16 protein-coding genes and 1 pseudogene are annotated in these 19,359 nt (G+C 66.0%); 4 read left to right on the forward strand and 13 right to left on the reverse strand.

Annotated features, from left to right (window positions below; all coding sequences use genetic code 11):
* Both ACW5DN_RS10020 and ACW5DN_RS10025 read right to left on the reverse strand, forming a co-directional pair.
* A complete protein-coding gene (locus tag ACW5DN_RS10020) occupies positions 1-780 on the reverse strand; it encodes an ABC transporter permease (RefSeq protein WP_456963033.1) in 780 nt (259 codons plus the stop codon).
* Entirely contained in the window at positions 780-1,709 is a 930-nt protein-coding gene (locus tag ACW5DN_RS10025; protein ID WP_456962531.1) for an ABC transporter ATP-binding protein, read from the reverse strand. The genes ACW5DN_RS10020 and ACW5DN_RS10025 overlap by 1 nt, the downstream gene beginning before the upstream one ends.
* A 168-nt stretch (positions 1,710-1,877) precedes the next feature.
* On the opposite strand from ACW5DN_RS10025, the gene ACW5DN_RS10030 reads away from it, so the two are divergent.
* The 4 genes from ACW5DN_RS10030 to ACW5DN_RS10045 are packed head-to-tail and all read left to right on the forward strand — an operon-like array spanning position 1,878 to position 6,385.
* A complete protein-coding gene (locus ACW5DN_RS10030) occupies positions 1,878-3,107 on the forward strand; it encodes an efflux RND transporter periplasmic adaptor subunit (RefSeq protein ID WP_456962532.1) in 1,230 nt (409 codons plus the stop codon).
* Between the two features lie 54 nt (positions 3,108-3,161).
* The gene (locus ACW5DN_RS10035) at positions 3,162-3,854 is read left to right on the forward strand and encodes an ABC transporter ATP-binding protein (protein ID WP_456962533.1); all 693 of its coding nucleotides are present in this window, start codon (positions 3,162-3,164) and stop codon (positions 3,852-3,854) included.
* 7 nt (positions 3,855-3,861) lie between these two features.
* Positions 3,862-5,019: an ABC transporter permease gene (locus ACW5DN_RS10040; RefSeq protein WP_456962534.1), complete on the forward strand. Its 1,158-nt coding sequence runs from the start codon at positions 3,862-3,864 to the stop codon at positions 5,017-5,019.
* A gap of 55 nt (positions 5,020-5,074) precedes the next feature.
* Complete coding sequence (locus ACW5DN_RS10045) at positions 5,075-6,385, forward strand: ABC transporter permease (protein ID WP_456962535.1); 1,311 nt, start codon at positions 5,075-5,077, stop codon at positions 6,383-6,385.
* A gap of 21 nt (positions 6,386-6,406) precedes the next feature.
* Here ACW5DN_RS10045 and ACW5DN_RS10050 read toward each other — a convergent pair whose 3' ends face one another.
* The 11 genes and pseudogenes from ACW5DN_RS10050 to mreC all read right to left on the reverse strand — a co-directional run.
* Complete coding sequence (locus ACW5DN_RS10050) at positions 6,407-8,647, reverse strand: carboxy terminal-processing peptidase (RefSeq protein WP_456963034.1); 2,241 nt, start codon at positions 8,645-8,647, stop codon at positions 6,407-6,409.
* A 240-nt stretch (positions 8,648-8,887) separates the two neighbouring features.
* Positions 8,888-9,889 (reverse strand): lipoyl synthase, encoded by a 1,002-nt coding sequence (gene lipA, locus ACW5DN_RS10055; protein WP_456963035.1) that lies wholly within the window; start codon positions 9,887-9,889, stop codon positions 8,888-8,890.
* 11 nt (positions 9,890-9,900) lie between these two features.
* Entirely contained in the window at positions 9,901-10,653 is a 753-nt protein-coding gene (gene lipB, locus ACW5DN_RS10060) for a lipoyl(octanoyl) transferase LipB (protein WP_456962536.1), read from the reverse strand.
* The gene (locus ACW5DN_RS10065) at positions 10,641-10,919 is read right to left on the reverse strand and encodes a DUF493 family protein (protein WP_456962537.1); all 279 of its coding nucleotides are present in this window, start codon (positions 10,917-10,919) and stop codon (positions 10,641-10,643) included. The genes lipB and ACW5DN_RS10065 overlap by 13 nt, the downstream gene beginning before the upstream one ends.
* Before the next feature lie 55 nt (positions 10,920-10,974).
* Entirely contained in the window at positions 10,975-12,192 is a 1,218-nt protein-coding gene (locus ACW5DN_RS10070; RefSeq protein WP_456962538.1) for a D-alanyl-D-alanine carboxypeptidase family protein, read from the reverse strand.
* Positions 12,193-12,270: 78 nt separating this feature from the next.
* Positions 12,271-13,632 carry a septal ring lytic transglycosylase RlpA family protein gene (locus ACW5DN_RS10075; protein WP_456962539.1) on the reverse strand — a complete coding sequence of 454 codons (1,362 nt, stop codon included), beginning with the start codon at positions 13,630-13,632 and terminating at the stop codon, positions 12,271-12,273.
* Positions 13,629-14,768 (reverse strand): lytic murein transglycosylase B, encoded by a 1,140-nt coding sequence (gene mltB / locus ACW5DN_RS10080; protein ID WP_456962540.1) that lies wholly within the window; start codon positions 14,766-14,768, stop codon positions 13,629-13,631. Before mltB ends, ACW5DN_RS10075 begins: the two co-directional genes overlap by 4 nt.
* Before the next feature lie 80 nt (positions 14,769-14,848).
* On the reverse strand, positions 14,849-15,961 hold the full coding sequence (gene rodA / locus ACW5DN_RS10085; protein WP_456962541.1) for a rod shape-determining protein RodA: 1,113 nt from the start codon (positions 15,959-15,961) through the stop codon (positions 14,849-14,851).
* The gene (gene mrdA / locus ACW5DN_RS10090) at positions 15,958-17,901 is read right to left on the reverse strand and encodes a penicillin-binding protein 2 (protein ID WP_456962542.1); all 1,944 of its coding nucleotides are present in this window, start codon (positions 17,899-17,901) and stop codon (positions 15,958-15,960) included. The genes rodA and mrdA overlap by 4 nt, the downstream gene beginning before the upstream one ends.
* 3 nt (positions 17,902-17,904) lie before the next feature.
* Complete coding sequence (gene mreD, locus ACW5DN_RS10095; protein ID WP_456962543.1) at positions 17,905-18,390, reverse strand: rod shape-determining protein MreD; 486 nt, start codon at positions 18,388-18,390, stop codon at positions 17,905-17,907.
* A 14-nt stretch (positions 18,391-18,404) separates the two neighbouring features.
* Positions 18,405-19,349 (reverse strand): annotated as a pseudogene (mreC, locus tag ACW5DN_RS10100) (rod shape-determining protein MreC); the annotation flags it as partial.
* Positions 19,350-19,359 lie beyond the last annotated feature (10 nt).

Below are 19,359 nucleotides of genomic sequence, written 5' to 3' on the forward strand. Positions count from 1 at the left end.
TCAGCCGTGTCGGCGCAGCCGGCGCTGTGCAAGCAGGAAGAACACCGTGGTCACGCCCGCCAGCACCGCCAAATGCAGCAGCAATCCGCTACCTGAGTCCATGCCGATCACCTTCAGCGCGATCTGCGCCAGATGCCAGGACGGCCACACCGGCGCGATGGCGCCCAGCACCGGCGGCAGCATCGACAGCGGCATCCATAATCCGGACAGGAACGCCATCGGCAGGTAGATCAGATTGAGCACGGCCGGTGAACCCTGCCCGCCCATCGTGCCGATGTACAGGCCCAGCGCGCAGAACGGCAGCACGCCGATCACGTTGACGATCAACAACAACAGCCATTGCGACGCCGCCAGCGACACCTTGCCCAGCGTCGACGCGAGCACGGCCAGCAGCAGCGAGACCATCACCGAGAACAGCATCGCCATCACCATCTTGGCGAACAGGTACGCGCCCGGCGGCATCGGCAGCGCGCGTTTGTAGGCGATGAAACCGCGATCGCGCTCCATCGCCACCGTCACGCCGAAGCCGAACAGGCCGGTGCCCATGACACCGAACACACCGTAGGTCGCGAGCAGATACCGCGCCGCCTGTCCGCCGTCGCTACGGTTGAGCACCAGCCCGAACAGCAGGTAGAACAGCGCAGGAAACAGCAGCAGCGGCAGCACGAACGACGGCGTGCGCAGCATGCGCCGGAACTCGCAGCGCGCTTCCAGCAGGTAGCTGCGCCAGGGTGGATGCGGGAGGTCGGCGAACGGCGTGGTGGATGCAAGGGGGATCATCATGCGGCCTCGGCAGTGGATAACGACGCGGCGTGACCCTCGTCGCGGGTGAGATGGATGAAGGCTTCGGCGAGTCCGGCGCGCTGGACTTCCAGCCCGCCCAGCGCCGGGTCATCGGCCAGCAGCCGGCGCACTACGGCCTCGGCGTCGTCGGTGATGATCTCGATGTGCGCGTCCCGGCGTAGCGCGCTGCGTACCTGCGGCCAGCCGGCTATGCGCGCGGCGTCCAGCGCCGACAGGCAGCGGATGCGCCGTTGCGCGACATGCGTGCGGATCTCGTCCATGCCGCCGGTGGCGATCACCCTGCCGCGATGCAGCACCGCCACGCGATCGGCCAGGGCCTCGGCTTCTTCCAGATAGTGGGTGGTCAGCACTACGGCGCAGCCGTTTTCGACCATCGTGCGGATCGCCTGCCACAGCATCTGCCTCGCCTCGATGTCCAGCCCGGTGGTGGGTTCGTCGAGGAACAGCAACTGCGGATTGCCGCACACCGCCAGCGCAAACTGTACCCGGCGTTGCTGGCCGCCGGACAACCGCCCGTAACGTCGCTTCAGCAGGCCGTCCAGTCCGGCCAGCGCCATGCACTCGGCGACGCTGCGCGGCTGCGGGTAATAGCTGCGGGTGAGGTCAAGCAATTCACGGACCGTGCTGGTGTCGGGAATGCCTGCCGACTGCAGCATCACCCCGATGCGCCGGCGCGCGGCGAGCCGGTGCGGCGACTGCCCGAACAGAGCGACCTCGCCGGCATCGGCCGACAACAGGCCCAGCAGCAGCGCGATCGCGGTGCTCTTGCCGGCGCCATTGGCGCCCAGCAGGGCAAGCACCTGGCCGCGCTGCAGCGACAGGTCGACCCCGTCCAGGGCGAGCACCTTGCCGTAATGCTTGCGCACACCGCGCAGGCTGGCGAGTTCTGTCTGACAATCATCCATCGTGTGCGTCCTTGTTTGCGGGATGCAGTCACAATAGGCAGCGCGCGGCGGCGCCGGCAGTCCCGACGATCACCCGATTCGCATGACAACCGTCACGTGACGCTGCCCCGGCGGCCGCTTAGGCTGTTTCTGTCGCAGGGAGCGACTCCACCAACACCACGGCCCACGATGACTACCAACGCCGAACTGCTGAAGGAACTCCGCATCGACCGCCAACCCGCGCCGCCGCCATCACGGCGCGGGTTGTGGGTGGCGTTGGCGATTGTGGCGCTCGCAGCGTTGGCCATCGGCGCATGGCTGCTGAGCCGCGACAGCGGGATCGAAGTGCAGTCCGCGCCGGTGGTGGCGATCGGCAGCAACAGCGCATCCAGCTCGGTGCTCGATGCCAGTGGCTACGTGGTCGCCCGGCGCATGGCGACGGTATCGTCCAAGATCACCGGCAAGGTGCGTGAGGTGTTGATCGAGGAAGGCCAGCATGTCGAGGCCGGAGAGGTGATGGCAACCCTGGATCCGGTCGATGCCGCCGCCCAGCGCGAGCTCGCCACCGCCCAGCTTGGCGCGGCGCGCAGCCAGATTGGTAGCGCCCGGGCCCGTCTGCGCGAGGCCGAAGCCAGTGCAACCCGCCTGGGTCCGCTGGTCAAACAGCAGTTGGTATCGCAAGCGCAGTACGACCAGGCCGTGGCCGAGCGCGATGCGTTGCGTGCGCAACTGCTGACCGCACAGCGCCAGGCGCAGGTCGCCGTAGACCAGCTCGCCATCGCCGACAACGGCGTCGACAACACCGTGGTGCGCGCGCCGTTTGCCGGGGTGGTGATTGCCAAGGCGGCCCAGCCCGGCGAGATGATCTCTCCGCTGTCGGCCGGTGGCGGCTTCACCCGTACCGGCATCGGCACGATCGTGGACATGGATTCGCTGGAGGTCGAGGTCGACGTCGGCGAGGCCTACATCGGCCGGGTCAAGCCGGGGATGCCGGTCGAGGCGACGCTGAACGCATATCCGGACTGGAAGATTCCCGGCGAGGTGATCGCGATCGTGCCCACCGCCGACCGCGGCAAGGCGACGGTGAAAGTGCGGGTCGCGCTGAACGAGCAGGATGACCGGATCGTGCCGGAAATGGGCGTGCGGGTGAGCTTCCTGCAGGCCCCAAACCCCGCTTCGCAGCAACCGCAGGGCGTACGCGTGCCGGCGGCGGCCATTGTGGAACGCGACGGCCAGGACGTGGCATTCGTGCTCGACCCCGACGACACGGTTGTGCAGCGCACACTGGCAACCGGGCGGGCGATGGGCGAGGACCGCCAGGTGATATCGGGCCTGAGCGCCGGAGAGACCGTCGTGCTTGACCCGCCGGAGGCGATGCAGAACGGCGCGAAAGTACGCATGGCGGAGCAGGACAGCTAGAACCAAGACAGCTAGATCGGCGACACCCGCCGACAACCCACCGAGGCAAACGCAATGTCACCCCTGGTCAGCATCCGCAACCTCACCAAGACCTACCAGCGTGGTCCCGAGAAGATCCAGGTGCTGCACGGCCTCGACCTGGACATCCCGAAAGGCGATTTCGTCGCATTGATGGGGCCGTCGGGATCGGGCAAGACCACCTTGCTCAACCTGATCGGCGGGCTCGACAACCCCAGTTCGGGCGAGATCGAGATCGAAGGCGAGCGCATCGACCGGATGAGCGCCGGCCAACTGGCCAACTGGCGCAGCCGCCATGTCGGTTTCGTGTTCCAGTTCTACAATCTGATGCCGATGCTGACCGCGCAGAAGAACGTCGAGCTGCCACTGCTGCTGACCCACCTGGGCAGCGCGCAACGCAAGCGCAACGCCGATATCGCGCTGCAACTGGTCGGCCTGGCCGATCGCAAGACGCACAAGCCCAACGAGTTGTCCGGCGGCCAGCAGCAACGCGTGGCGATTGCACGGGCCATTGTCTCCGACCCGACCTTCCTGATCTGCGACGAGCCGACCGGCGACCTGGACCGCCATTCGGCCGAGGAGATCCTGCAGCTGCTGCAGATGCTCAACCGCGAGCACGGCAAGACCATCATCATGGTCACCCACGACCCCAAGGCCGCCGAGTACGCCAGCCACACGATCCACCTGGACAAGGGTGAACTGGTCGACGCGCCGGCGATGGCGCACTGAGGCGGCCATGAAATACCTCTCGCTGATCTGGGCCCAGTTGTTCCGCAGCAAGACCCGCACCTTGTTGACGCTGCTGTCGGTGGTCGCCGCCTTCATGCTGTTCGGGATGCTCGATTCGGTGCGCGTGGCATTCAACTCCGGCGGCAGCGTGGACGGTGCCAACCGGCTGATCGTCGCCTCGCGCCTGTCGATCACCCAGACCCTGCCGACCCGCCTGCTGCCACAGATCGAGGCGGTTCAGGGCGTGGAGAAGGTGACCTACGCGATGTGGTTCGGCGGCATCTATCGCGACCCGAAGAACTTCTTCCCGAACTTCTCGGTGGCCGACAACTACTTCGATGTCTACAGCGACTTCGATGTGCCACCGGAGCAGCTGAAGGCGTTCCGCGCCAACCGCACCGGGGCCGCCGTGGGCGAGGCGCTGGCGAACAAGTTCGACTGGAAGCTGGGCGATACCATCCCGTTGCAGGCAACGATCTTTCCGCGCGACGGCAGCAACGACTGGCCTTTACAGGTCAGCGCGATCTTCCGCGCCAGGGACCGCGAGAACATGGGGGCCGAAAACCAGCTGATGATGCACTGGACGTATTTCGACGAGGCCAACGACTACATCAAGAGCCGGGTGAGTTTTTTCACCGTGCAGATCGGCAACCCCGCCCAGGCCTCACGGATCGCGCAGGCGATCGATGCGCTGTCGGCGAACTCCGACCACGAGACCAAGAGCCAGACCGAGTCCGCGTTCCAGCAGGCGTTCGCGAAACAGTTCGCCGACATCGGCCTGATCGTCAGCGCGATCATGGGCGCGGTGTTCTTCACCTTGCTGCTGCTGACCGGCAACACCATGGCCCAGGCGGTGCGCGAGCGCGTGCCGGAGCTGGCCACGCTGAAAACCCTGGGCTTCACCGATGGCACCGTGCTGACCCTGGTGATGGTGGAATCGGTGCTGCTGGTGGTGTTGGGCGGCCTGATCGGATTGGGGCTGGCGTCGGCGATCATGCCCGGCATCGCCGCGGCCAGCGGCGGCATGATTTCACTGCCGCAGGTACCCGCGCAGACCTGGTTGGTCGGCTTGGGATTGATGGTCGCGATCGGCATCGTCGTCGGCCTGTTGCCGGCACTGCGGGCGAAGCGGCTGAAGATCGTCGACGCTCTGGCGGGACGCTGACCATGGCTCGGACCGGCCTGCCCACTCCAATGATTAACGCCTCGGGGATCGGACCATGAACAAGCAATGGCTGTGGAACCTGTTGTCGATCCTGTTGCTGCTGGTCGGGCTGGCCGTGTGGGCCACGCTGCCCTGGTACGCCGTGCTCGCGGTGGCGGTGCTGCTCGGGCTGTGGCTGTCGTTCACCCATGCCGGCCGGCTCGCGCTGGCGGCGGCGCGGATCGGCATCGCCAGCCTGCCGCAGCGCTGGGGGGCCTCCTCGGTGATCATCATCGGCATCGCCGGCGTGGTCGGCGTGCTGGTCGCGATGCTGGCGATGGGAGAAGGCTTCAAGGCCACCCTGGATGCGACCGGCAGCGACGACACCGCGATCATCCTGCGCGGCGGTTCGCAGGCGGAAACCAACTCGATTATCTTGCGCGAGCAGGTGCCACTGGTCGCCAACCTGCCCGGCATCCAGCAGGGCGCCGACGGCAAGCCGCTGCTGTCAGCCGAACTGTCACAGGTGGTGGCGTTGCCGTCACGCGCCGATGGCAGCGATGCCAACGCGCAGTTCCGCGGAGTCGGCGAAGAGGCCTGGGAGGTGCGCGACGGCATCCGCATCATCGAGGGCCGCAAGTTCGGCGCCGGCCTGCATGAGCTGATGGTCGGCCAGGGCGCGCAGTCGCAGTTCGCCGGCCTTGAGGTCGGCAACACGCTGGATTTCGCCAATCAGGAGTGGACCATCGTCGGCACGTTCGCCTCCGGCGATGCCCACGACTCGGAGCTGTGGGGCGATGCGGAAACCATCGCCGCGGCCTACCGGCGCAACGCCTTCCAGTCGATCACCGTGCGCGTCCAGGGCAAGGCCGGTTTCGAGCAACTCAAGGCCGCAATGGACGCCGACCCACGGCTGAAGCTGGACGTCGAAACCACCCGCGACTACTACGCCAAGCAATCGGGACAGCTGACCACGCTGATCAGCATCCTGGGCACCGCGATCGGCGGGATCATGGCCATTGGCGCGGTCTTCGGCGCCCTCAACACCATGTACGCGGCCGTCGCCGGACGTGCGCGCGAAATCGCGACCATGCGCGCGATTGGCTTTCGCAGCCTGCCGGTGGTGATGGCGGTGATGCTGGAGACGATGCTGCTCGCCCTGCTGGGCGGCGTGTTGGGCGGCCTGATCGCCTGGCTGGTGTTCAACGGCTATACGGTATCGACGCTGGGCAACAACTTCAGCCAGGTCGTGTTCCAGTTCAAGGTCTCACCGGAGCTGCTGTGGACCGGCTTGAAGTGGGCCCTGGGCATCGGCTTGGTGGGCGGGCTGTTTCCGGCATTGCGGGCGGCGCGGTTGCCCGTGACCGAAGCCCTGCGGGGGGCCTGAAGCGGTTTCAACGCGTCGTTCTCAATCGGCCCAGCTGCCAACAACAGTCGACTGCGGCAGCACCACGCTGGACAGCTGCGCGTCGTTGCCCAGCAGGTAGATCGCGTCGGCAAGGATCGCGGCGGACTCCTGCAGCAGCGGGTCGGGACGATCTTCGGCCGCCTTCTCGCGCGCGGTATCCTTGATGATGTCGCGCTCGTTGGCGGTCAGGCCGTCGTCAGCGGAAGCCAGTGCCAGCGGATCCAGCGCCAGGCCCAGTTCCTTGCGGGTGTCCTGGCGTTGGTGGCGTCGCGCCTCGTTGGCATCACGCTCGGTCCGACGCTCCTGCTCGTTCAACGAGATCGAGGTCTTGTCGGCTTCCTTGCGGAACCTGGCGACATCCTCCTTCCACCACGTGAACTCCAGGTTCTCGGCAATCCGTTCGGCATGCAGGGTGTCAAGCTTCGGCAACAATGGCTGGAAGTTGCCGTAGCTGACGTGCGGCACTCCGGCGATCCGGGTCCAGGGCAACGCGTTGTCGTAGGTGCTCTCGCCGTATTCGCTGGCATCGACCGAGGCGGGGAAATTGATGTCCGGCACCACGCCCTTGTTCTGGGTCGAGCTACCATCGGGCAGGAAGAACTGGGCGACGGTCAGCTTGACCTGACCGAAGCGCTCTTGCTCGGTCGCCGGCCAGCGGTCCAGGTCGACCAGGTTCTGCACGGTTCCCTTGCCGAAGGTGGTCTCGCCGATCACCAGGCCACGGCCGTAGTCCTGGATCGCACCGGCGAAGATCTCCGAGGCCGACGCGGAGCCGCGATTGACCAGCACCGCAAACGGGCCATCCCAGGCCACGCCGCGATCTTCGTCGCCATTGACACTGACCCGACCGCCGGACTCGCGCACCTGCACCACCGGTCCCTGGTCGATGAACAAACCGGTCAACTCGATCGCCTCGTTCAATGAGCCGCCGCCGTTGTTGCGCAGATCCAGGACCACCCCGTCCACGCCATCGGCCTCCAGTTCGGCCAGCAGCTTGGCGACGTCGCGCGTGGCGGAGGCATAGTCGTCCTTGTGCAGTCGGCGACCTTCAAAGTCTTGGTAGAAACCGGGCAGCTCGATGACGCCGATCCGCTGGTCCGGGACATCACCCTCGCCATCGATTTCCAGCACTTTCGACTTCGCCGCCTGGTCCTCCAGCCGTACCTTGTCGCGGGTGATCAGCACCCGTACCGGCTTGCTGTCGAGCCCGGCCTCGGCCGGGATGATGTCCAGGCGCACCTGGGAATCCTTGGGCCCACGAATCAGCTCGACCACGTTGTCGATGCGCCAGCCGATCACGTCTTCCATCGGACCCTCCTCATCCTGGCCGACACCAACCACGCGGTCACCGGGCGCCAGGATCCCGGACTTGTCGGCCGGTCCACCGGGCACGATTTCGCGGATTGCAACGATGTCGTCCTGCCTTTGCAGCACTGCGCCGATGCCTTCCAGCGACAGCGACATCGACAGGTTGAAGTTCTCCGCCGAGCGCGGCGTGAAGTAACTGGTGTGCGGGTCAATCGCACTGGTGTAGCTGTTGAGGAAGGTCTGGAACACGTCCTGACCCTCCAGCTGGGTGATGTTCTCGGCCAGGTTGCCGTAACGCTTGTCCAGCGTCTCGCGGATCTTTTCGGCGTCCTTTCCTGCCAGCTTCAAGCGCAGCCAGTCGTTGCGAACCGATTGCTTCCACAGTTGATCCAGCTCGATCGCGTCGGCCGCCCACGGCGCGTCCTCACGGTCGTAATGGAAGCGGTCATCGCCGGTGAAATCGAAGATGTCCTGCTTCAACAATTCGCGGGCATAGGCCACCCGCTCCATCACGCGCTGGGCATAGAGGTCAAAAATCTCGTATGCCGGCTGCATTTGGCCACTCTTGATGGCGTCGTCAAGCTCGGTGCGGTAGCGGTCAAAACTGGAAATATCGGCCTGGGTGAAAAACTGCTTGCCGCCGTCGAGCGCTTCCAGGTAGCGCGTGTACATGTCCACCGACAACGCATCGTCAAGCGGCTGTGGCCGATAGGCGTAACGGCTGTCGGACAACAAGCCGTAGACCAGCTTGGCCGCCGTGGCCTGGTCGGGGGTCACGTTGTCGGGCAAGTCCATGCTCAGGCTGGGCTTGTCCGCCGCGACCTGGGTCACTGGCGGCGCTACCGGCACGGGCGCGACGGATGGGGAAGTGTCGGCATGCCCCAACATCGCCAGGGGCGCGGTCAGCAGCAACGCAAGCAGGGGAGTGTTGATCATGGAATAGGGCTGGGCGGCCAATAGTGAAGGGGGGACAGGCCTGGCGCGGGGCCATGGAACTCAGGTTGCAAATATCTTGGACAAGTCGACAGTGCCTAAAGTTGCTGCCGCTGTCACGACATCGGCCCGGGAAAACCCCGAAACAGGCGCAATCGACCCCTTCAATGACGGTTTTGGTTCAGTTTGATCGCGTTTGGCGGCCAGGCAGGCGCGTCGGGTGGGAACCCGATGGCGCCATCAGGCCACACCGGCCTCCGCTGCCGAACGGTCCGCATGGTAGGACGAGCGCACCAGCGGGCCGGAGGCGACGTGGCCAAACCCGAGCGCCAAGCCAAACACTTCCAGCTCCTTGTACTCCTCCGGCGTCCAATAGCGCATCACCGGGTGGTGGTGGGCGCTGGGCTGTAGGTACTGGCCGATGGTGATCATGTCGACATCGTGTGCGCGCAGGTCGCGCAGGGTCTGCCGGATCTGGTCCATGGTTTCGCCCAGCCCCAGCATGATCCCGGACTTGGTGGTCAGCTCCGGATGGCGCGCCTTGAACTTCTGCAGCAGGGTCAGCGACCACTGGTAATCGGCGCCGGGGCGGACGTTGCGGTACAGCTCCGGCACGGTCTCCAGGTTGTGGTTGAACACGTCCGGGGTGTTGGTTGCCAGGATCTCCAGCGCGCGGTCCATCCGGCCCTTGCCGCGGAAGTCCGGAGTCAGGATCTCGATCCGGGTGCTCGGGCTGTGGGCACGGATGGCGGCGATGCAGTCGACAAAATGCTGGGCGCCGCCATCGCGCAGGTCGTCCCGGTCCACCGAGGTAATCACCACGTACTTCAGGCCCATGTCGGCGACGGTGCGGGCCAGGTTCTCCGGCTCGGAGGCATCGGGCGGCTTGGGACGGCCGTGGGCGACGTCGCAGAAGCTGCAACGACGCGTGCACACCTCGCCCAGGATCATGAACGTGGCGGTGCCGTGGCCGAAGCACTCATGGATGTTGGGGCAGCTGGCTTCCTCGCATACCGTCACCAACCGGTTCTCGCGCAGCTTCGCCTTGAGCTTGGCGACCGCATTGCCGGACGGGATCCGGACCCGGATCCAGGACGGTTTGCGCAATACCGGGACGTCGGCAAACTGCACCGGCGAACGGTTGATCTTGTCGCCCGCCAATTGCTTCACGCCCGGCTGCAGCGACGCCGGAGCGTCATTGCCGACAACCGCGAGCGGAATGGATTTTGCGGTGCCGGTCATGGCGGAGTCGGTCATGGCAATGCAGTGCTCTTGATGTTGTTGGCCCCCGGTCCGGTTTTCACGGGAGGGCTGGATGATGGCGCGTGAAACACGCCTGCCGCCGCTTCGACCGCCAATCCGAACTGGCTGGCGAGATGCCCGACCAGCGCCGGCTTGACCGCTTCAAGTCCCGAAGGGCCGCCAAAGTCTACCATCGAGGCCACCTGCAACCCCGCGTAACCACAAGGGTTTATGCGCTGGAATGGCGACAGGTCCATGTCGACATTGAGCGCCAGCCCGTGGAAGGTGCAGCCGCGCCGCACCCGGATACCCAGTGCGGCGATCTTGGCGCCGGCCACGTAGACCCCGGGGGCGCCTGCGCGGCGAACCGCGGTGATGTTCCAATCGGCCAGGGTGTCGATGACCGACTGCTCGATCCGGCACACGTACTCGCGCACCCCGATTTTCAACCGACGCAGATCCAGCAACGGATACAGCACCAGCTGCCCCGGCCCGTGGTAGGTCACCTGGCCGCCGCGGTCGACATGGATCACCGGGATGTCGCCCGCAGCCAGCACGTGCTCGGACTTGCCGGCCTGGCCGAGGGTGAATACCGGCTCGTGTTCGACCAGCCACAGCTCATCGGCGGTGTCGCCATCGCGCGCGTCGGTAAAGGCCTGCATCGCGCGCCAGACCGGCTCGTAGGGCTGGCGGCCCGCCAGGTCACGCAGCTTGGCGGCAGGCCGCAGGCGCGGCCGATCCTGCGCGGCAACTACAGCGTCCACTTTACTTCCGGGTGGTCGCGCAGCACCTGATGGGCGAGATCGTATTGCGCGCGGCTGTCCGCCAGAAACACGATCCGCACCGAGACGTACTTGCCGTTGGACGAGTGTTTCCAGTCGATGTGTTCGCTGCGCACTTCGATACCGGCATCAAGCAAGCGTTGCGGCAGTTCCTGCTCCAGTCCGATATCGGCCGCGCCCATGGCGCTGAGCTGGAATTCACCGGGAAACTGGAACCCGTGTTCGGGATTGTCGGAGGTTATGTCCATCGGTCAATTATGGGTACGACCGGCCGCCAACCCAAGGTGGCGGCGGCAAGTGCACTCAGACCGATTCCCACCACATCAGCAGCTCGTGCCACAGGCGCTTGAAGAAGCCGCCTTCTTCGATCGCGGCCAGCGCGACCAACGGCCTCTCGGCAATGACTTTCCCGTCCAGCGTGACCTTCACGCTGCCGATCGCCTGGCCCTTGGCAATCGGCGCGACCAGGGTCTTGGGTACATCCATGGTCGGCTTGAGCTGCTCGTACTTGCCGCGCGGCAAGGTCACCAGCAACGGCTCGGCCACCCCAAGCTGGACCTCGTCGGCGGTGCCCTTCCAGACCTTCTGGGTCGCGATCGAGGTGTCTGCGTCATACAGCTTATGCGTCTCGTAGAAGCGGAACCCCCAGTTGAGCAGGGCCTGGCTGTCATCGGCGCGCTGCTTTTCCGAGCTTGAGCCAAGCACCACCGAAACCAGCCGCTGGTCACCGCGCTTGGCCGAGGCCATCAGGCAGTAGCCGGCAGCCGAGGTGTGCCCGGTCTTGATGCCATCCACGCTCTTGTCGCGCCACAACAGCACGTTGCGGTTGGGCTGGGTGATCGGGCCGACAGTGAATTCCTTGATCTTGTTGTAGGCGTAGGTCTCCGGGAAGTTCAACGCCAGCGCCCGGCCGAGCAACGCCAGGTCGCGGGCCGTGGACACGTGGCCTTCGTCGGTCAATCCGGTGGCGTTGACGAAATGGGTGTTCTTCATGCCGATGCGCTCGGCGTACTGGTTCATCAGCGCGGCAAACGCACCTTCACTGCCGGCGACATGCTCGGCCAGTGCAATCGCGGCATCGTTGCCTGACTGCACCACCATGCCCTTCTCCATCTCCAGCAGCGGCGCCGACTGGTTGACCTGGAAACCCGAGTAACTGCCATCGGTGCCCGCACCACCCTTGCGCCAGGCGTTCTCGGTCATCATCACCTGATCGTCGGCCTTGACCTTGCCGCCGGCCATTTCGGCGGCGATCACATAGCTGGTCATGACCTTGGTGATGCTGGCCGGCGGCAACGGGGCGTCGATATTTTCTCCCGCCAACACATTGCCACTGGCCGCGTCCATCACCACCCATGCCTCTCCCACCACCTCGGGCGGCGGCGGCACCGGCAGCGATTCACTGGCCGGCGCGAGCGCCGCCGGTTTTGGCAGCGCGGGCGTCTGGGCAAAGGCCAGACCGACGGCAAAGGTGGCCAGTGCGGCAAGACTGATCGAGCGAAAGACGGTTGGGGACTTCATCGTTGAACTGCTCCGGGTCGACGCGCGGCCGAGGTGTATCGGGATATCTCTATCGGGATATCTGGAAGGAAGGGGTAATCATTCGATGACGCGTTGCGGTGCGCCAAAGCCCAGACTGGCAATACGGCTGGCCAGCGCCGGTGCGGTATCGGCCGGCAGCGGGCCGACGCGCAGGCGCCAGACATGCTGGCCAGCCGCATTGCCGCCCTGGAGGCTGGCATCGGCGATACCGGCGCCACGCAACATTGCCAACGCGCGATCGGCATTGTCACGCCCGGCAAAGCTCGCGACCTGCAAGGTCACGCTCTCATCGGACGCGTCCGCGCCAGTGGTCACGACCTTGGCCACCGCCGCGGCGGCCTGGGCCGGGGTGGCAGGATCGTCGATCACCGGGCTGGCTGTGGTGGCAACGCGATCGGGCGTGCCCGGCCGTCCGGTGGCGACGCGTACCCGGCGCTGCTGCATCCAGGTATCGAATTCCTCGGCCGTCATGGTCCGGCCGTCCTGGTTCATGTCGAAGCGCCATTGTTGCGCCGTCGAACCATCCGTCACCACGGTGCCGGCGGCAGAAGCAGCAGTCACCGCCGCAGTGTTCGCCGGGCTTTCCGCCGCGCCGGCGGCCGGCCTCGGTTTGCCGGTGGCAATCCGCACCCCCGGTGGCAGCTTGACCGCATCGGCGGCGGCGACCGGCAACGACGCCACCAGTTTGTCCATCGAACTGGCCGCTGCCGCCGGCACGGCAACTGCGGCCGTGTCATTCGTGGCAGGCGCGTCGCCGGCGTAGCTCGAGCCACCCTCACCGGGCTGCAACGCGCGAACTTCCACGCTTCCGGTGCCGGCCTGGGTGATACCCAGCTTGAGCGCGGCGGCATAGCTCAGGTCGATCACCCGGCCTTCGTGGAACGGTCCGCGGTCATTGACCCGCACCACCACCGTCTTGCCGTTGTCCAAGTTGGTGACCCGGGCAAAGCTGGGCAGCGGCAGGGTCTTGTGCGCTGCGGTGAACGCGTACATGTCGTACACCTCCATGTTGGAGGTACGCCGGCCATGGAACTTGTTGCCGTAATAGGAGGCCTTGCCGCGCTCGACGTAGCCCTCACTGTCGTCCATGACGTGGTACTTCTTGCCGAGCACGCTGTAGGTCGACCGGTTGCCGTAACGCGATCGCTCCAGCGCCTCCACGTCGGGCTCGGGGATCAGCGAGACATCGATATCCACGTCGGGTGCGGAATCGGCGATGTGCGGCGCGTACAGGCCGCCGGCGGTGTAGTCGCCGCGCTTGCTCAGGTCCTCCTTGGCAGCGGGGTAGGGAGATTTTCGCTTGCTGCTGGTGCTGCGGTCCTGGTCGGCGGCCGCACCGGGCGCGGTGGCCGGCTTTTCAGGAGCGCTGGCGCAGGATGCCAGACCTATGACCAGGGTCGCGACCAGCAGCCGCTTCATGCGCCCGGCTGGCCCGTGCCGGCGACCGGGATCTCACGTCCGGCAATGGCCTCCGACAGCTGGTAGACCGCCATCGCGTAGTGCTTGGAGATGTTGTAGCGGGTGATCGCGTAGAAGTTCTGGAACCCGAACCAGTACTCCTTGCCATCCACGCCATCCAGATTCAGCAAGGTCGCGGTGTCCACCCCGGTCACCGGAACCGCCGGCGTGTAACCGCGCGCGGCCAACTGGGCAAGGGTATAGCGTGGCTCCAGGCCTTCGGGCTCGAAGTCCTGCGCGTCGCTGGCGCGAACCGCCCGCACGGTGACCGGCTCCCCGCGCTGCCAGCCGCCCTTTTCCACGAAGTAATTGGCGACCGATGCGAACACGTCGTCCAGGTCGGTAAACAGGTCGATCTTGCCATCACCGTTGCCATCGACGGCATAGTCGCGGTAGCTGGACGGCATGAACTGGCCCCAGCCCATCGCGCCGGCATAGCTTCCCTTCCGCGTGGTGACGTCGAAACCGGCTTCCTTGCCCAGCGCGAACAACTGCGCCAACTCGTCGCGGAAGAACGCCTCGCGGTTGTTCTCACGCTCGATCTTGCCGGGCAGGTTGGTGCGGGGGTAGGCGAAGGCCAGCGTGTACAGCGCATCGATCACCGGGTAGCTGCCGGTATTGCCGCCATAGCTGGTTTCCACGCCCAGGATGGCCACGATGATCTCGGGCGGGACGCCGTACTCGGCCTCTACCTTTTCCAGCGCATCGCGGTGCTTGGCCAGGAAGGCCCGGCCCTGGTCGATCCGGCCCTGGGTGATGAAGATCGGCCGATAGCCGCTCCATGGCTTGGCCTCTGCCGGGCGCGTCATCGCGGTGATGATGCTGTCGCGGATCTCCGCCTGGTCCAGCACCGTCTTGATGTAATCGGCATCGACGTCGTACTTGGCCGCTGCGGTGCGCACGAAGACCGGCACCGCCTGTTCGATCGGCTGCGCACTGGACACCACCGGCGTCGATGGCGGCGGCGTCGGTGCCACCGGCTCGGCCACCTGGGGCGGCTCAGATTGAGGAATCGGCGGCGGCGTCTGCGTGGCGCAGGCCACCAGCACGAGCGGGAGCGCACATAGCAGGGCGCGACTGGCGAGTTGGCGTGTCATCGCGGCGAGATTACCACGCACGCGAAAGGCCCAGAACCGTTGAAGACGTATCACGACGCCGTGAGTCAGGTGGTGTTGTCTCAACGCCCGTGCACCGGTCGATGCGCGCGCACTGCCATCACCACGCCCATGCCCGCCAGCAACGACACTGCCGAGGTGCCGCCGTAGCTCAGCAGCGGCATCGGCACCCCCACCACCGGCATCAACCCGGCCACCATGCCGCCGTTGACCACCACATAGACGCAAAATGCCAGACCAAGTGATCCGGCCAGCAGTCGCGAATAGCCATCGCGCGCCTGGGCGGCAATCCACAGGCAGCGCCCCACCACGAACATGTACAACGTCAACGTCACTGCCACGCCGATCCAGCCGAATTCCTCGCTGAGCACGGCGAAGATGAAGTCGGTGGTGTGCTCGGGAATATAGTTGAGGTGGGCTTGGGTGCCCTCACCCCAGCCCTTGCCGGTGAAGCCACCGCCGCCGATCGCGATCTTGCTCTGGATGATGTTCCAGCCGGCGCCTAGCGGGTCGCTCTCGGGATCGAGAAACATCAGGATGCGGTCTTTCTGGTAAGGCTTGAGCAGCCAGAACCACGCCGCCGGCGCGCTGGCGGCAACCGCACCAAAGCCGACACCGAACCACCACCACGACAGTCCGGCCAGGTACAGCACGAACGCGCCGCTGACACCTACCAGCATGGCGGTGCCGAGGTCCGGCTGCAGCAATATCAGTCCGGTCGGCACGATGATGATCGCGGCCGCGACCAGCACCACGGAGAACCGCGGCGGCAGCGGCTGACGGTTGAGATACCACGCCACCATCATCGGCAATGCCAGCTTCAGCAACTCGGCGGGCTGGAAGTAGAACAGCCCCAGGTTGATCCAGTGGGCCCCGTGCCGGCCCTGACCGACAAACAGCACCACCAGCAGCGGCAACAATGCGATGCCATACGCCAACGGGGTCCAGTTGCGCAGTTGGATGGGCGGCAACCGGGAAAGCAGCCACAACGCACCCAGCCCCACCGCAAACCGTGAGCCTTGCGCCACCACCAGAGCAGTGGACTGGCCACCGGCGCTGTAGAGCACCGCCAGGCCGATCGCCATCAGCGCCAGCAACGCCCCCAGCAACAGCCAGTCCAGCGTACGCACGCCGCGCCGCAACAGGTCGAACAACCAGCGCAGGATCACGTTCATGGCGCAGGCTCGTCAGCGGTGGCCGTCGCTGAAGGATCCAGCGGTGCATCGGTTGCCGGCTCGGTCGCGCTGTCGTCCAGCGGCGCCAGGCCGTCCGGCATCTTGCCCAGCAGCCAGGCATCAAAGCCGGCACGCGCGATCGGCGCAGCGGTGCTGCCGCCGTAGCCGCCGTGCTCGACCACCACCGCGATCGCGATCGTCGGCTCCTCCGCCGGTGCGTATCCAATGAACAACGCGGTATGACGCAGGTGGTAGGGCAGCGAGTGCGGATCACGGCTGATGTTGCCCTTGCGGCTGGAGCGCTGGGCGGTGCCGGTCTTGCCGGCGATGGTGTACGGCGCACCGCGGCCGGTCGCGCGGGCCGTGCCACGGGGTCCGTTGACGGTGGCCACCATCCCCTCCTGTACCGCACGCAGATGCCCGGGGTTGTCGGTGATCGCTGAGCTGGGTGTCTCCGCCAGCGGCTGCCAAGGGGCGCCGTAACGGTCGCGCCGGGCCTGCAGCAGTCGCAGCTCGTGCAGGTCGCCACCGTTGGCAATCGCCGCCGTGGCACGCACCAGTTGCAGCGCACTGGCAATCCAGTAGCCCTGGCCGATGCCGGAGATCACCGTCTCGCCGGGGTACCACGGCTCGGTACTGATTGATCGCTTGTAATCGCGCGACGGCACCACCCCGTCGGTCTCTCCCGCCAGGTCGATACCGGTCTGCTCGCCGAACCCGTAGCGATGCATGTACTGGGCGAACGTATCGATGCCCATGTCCAGCGCAAGCTTGTAGTAGTAGGTGTTGACCGATTGCGAGATCGAATCGCGCAGATCGACCCAACCGTGGCCGCCGCGGTGCGAATCGCGATAACCGCGGCTCTGCCCCGGGATGTGGAACTCGCCACTGGAGAAGGTCTTGTCGGCCGGCGTGCGCAGGCCGCTGTCGACCCCGGCCAGCGCCACCATCGGCTTGACCGTCGACCCCGGCGGGCCGCCGCCCAGCACGTTGCGGTTGAACAACGGCCGCGACGGATTGTTGATCAACGCGTTGTAGTCGGTATGGGAGATGCCGTTGACGAACAAATTGGTGTCATACGACGGCAGGCTGACCATCGCCAGCACTTGGCCGGTCTTGGGATCGATCGCCACCGCTGAGCCGTCGGCATCGCCAAATGCCGCCACCATCGCCCGTTGCAGGCCCACGTCGATCGACAGCTGCAAGTCCGCCCCCGGGGTCGCCGCCACCCGCCCGACCACCCGCATCGGTCGACCATCGACATTGGTCTCGACCTTCTCGTACCCCACCTTGCCGCGCAACGCTTGCTCGTAGAAGCGCTCCACCCCGGTCTTGCCGGTATGGCTGAACAACATGCCCGCCTCGCCCATGGTCTCCCGGTCCTCGACATCGACCCGGCCGACATAACCGATCACGTGGGCCAGCAAATCGCCATACAGGTAACGACGATTGAGGTACGACACCACCTCGATTCCCGGATAACGCCAGCGGTCGACTGCGAACCGGGCGACTTCTTCCGGCGTGACGCGCAGTTTCAGCGGGATCGCCTTGAATCCACGGGTCACCTTGCGCGCCTGCAGGAACTCCTCGACGTCCTGCGGCGCCAGCTCGACGATGCTTGCCAGCTCCGGTAGCCACTCGTCAGGGTCGCCGGCCTCACCGGGAGTGACCTCCAGGCGGAATGCCGGCACGTTGTCGGCGAGGATCCGGCCGTCGCGGTCGTAGATCAGGCCACGCCCAGGCACCACCGGCTGCAACTTGATCCGGTTCTGCTCCGAACGGGTCGCGTAGTCTTCGTACTGCCAGACCTGCAGGCGGAAATACCCCAGTGCCAACCCGCCCAGCGCCAGCATCACGCCGGCGAACGCAACGCCCGCACGCCGGCGGAACTGCCCGGATTCCGCCGCCGAATTCTTGACCACCTTGCGCAAACGGCGCACGCCCTAGCTCCTGCGCCAGCTGCCCAGGCGCAGCGCGTCCAGCAGCAGGAACACCGGGCCCCACAACAGCATCCCGGTCAACGAGGCGAGCCAGAACATCATCGGCAATGGCTGGATGCCGAGTGCTACGTGGATGCCGGCGGCAACCACACGGTCGTTCAGCAACAACCCGCCGATCGCCAACGCTTGCTGCCACAGCGGGAAAAACCGTATCCGGGCGCGGAAGCGTTGCAGGATGAACGCAATCACCACCAAACGCAGTGCGTGCTCGCCCAGCAGGCTGCCGAAGCTGATATCGGCCAGCAGCCCCACGATAAAGGCAAAGCCCAGCCCCAGCCGCTCGGGGTCTTCGATGACCCAGTAGGCGACCACCAGCGCCAGCCAGAAGGGTCGTAGCGGCAGCAGCGAAGGCGGCAAGGGAAGCAGGCCCGCCAGCAAGCCGGCCACCACGCTGACCGGCAGCAACCAGGCCGGACGCGAGCGCCTCACGGCAGCACCTGCGCAGGTGTTTCAGAAGGCGCGGGCGCGTCTGCCGCGTCCGTCGCGTCGGTCGAATCGCTGTTGCCAGTCACCGGGATGTCGGTCATCGGGGTGTCGGTCACCGGCGCCGGAACCAGGCGCAACAGCAGTACGTCGCGCCCGCGATCAAGTTGGGCCGCCGGTCGTATCTCACCCAGCAGGAATGCACGGCTGTGATCCGGGTGCAGGGAGATAATGGTTCCCACCGGAAAACCTGCCGGAAACCGCCCGCCCAATCCGGAGGTCACCAGTTGGTCACCGACCCGGATATCGCTGGACAGGGGAATGCTCGGTACCCGCAGCAAGTCGCTTCGGCCATCACCGTAGGCCACCAGCCGCACGCCGTTGCGCGCCACCGCCACCGGCACCGCATGGGATGGATCGGTCAGCAGCAACACGGTCGAATGGATCGGCGTGACGGCGATGACCTGCCCCACCAGGCCGCCGGCGTCGATCACGCTCTGGCCAACGTGGATGCCGTCGTTGCTGCCGGCATCGAGTACCAGCCGCTGCCGGGTCGGATCCAGGTCGACATCCAGGATCGGCGCCAGTTGCACATCCAGGCTTCCACTATCGGCCGCATCAAGCAGGCCACGCAGGCGATGGTTGTCTGATGCGAGCGTTTGCAGACGCGCGATGCGGGCGCTGTTGACCAGCAGTTGATTGCGCAGACGCTGGTTCTCCGCGCCCAACTGGGCCAGCGTGCCGGCGTCGTCGTAGAGTTTCCTGACCATCCGTCCCGGCCAGCCGGCCACGGCCCACAACGGCTGCGCCAACCCCGACGCCTGGTAGCGCGCCTGGTGCAGCCAGCCGCCACGGTGATCCAGCACGATCAACGCCACCGCCAGGGTCAGATACGCCAGCAACCACAGCGTGCCGGCGACTTCACCAGGACGGTTGGGGGTGGTGGGGCTGGCGTAGGAAGGCACTGATGCTTAA

It is taken from the genome of Lysobacter sp. A289 (genome assembly GCF_054072675.1).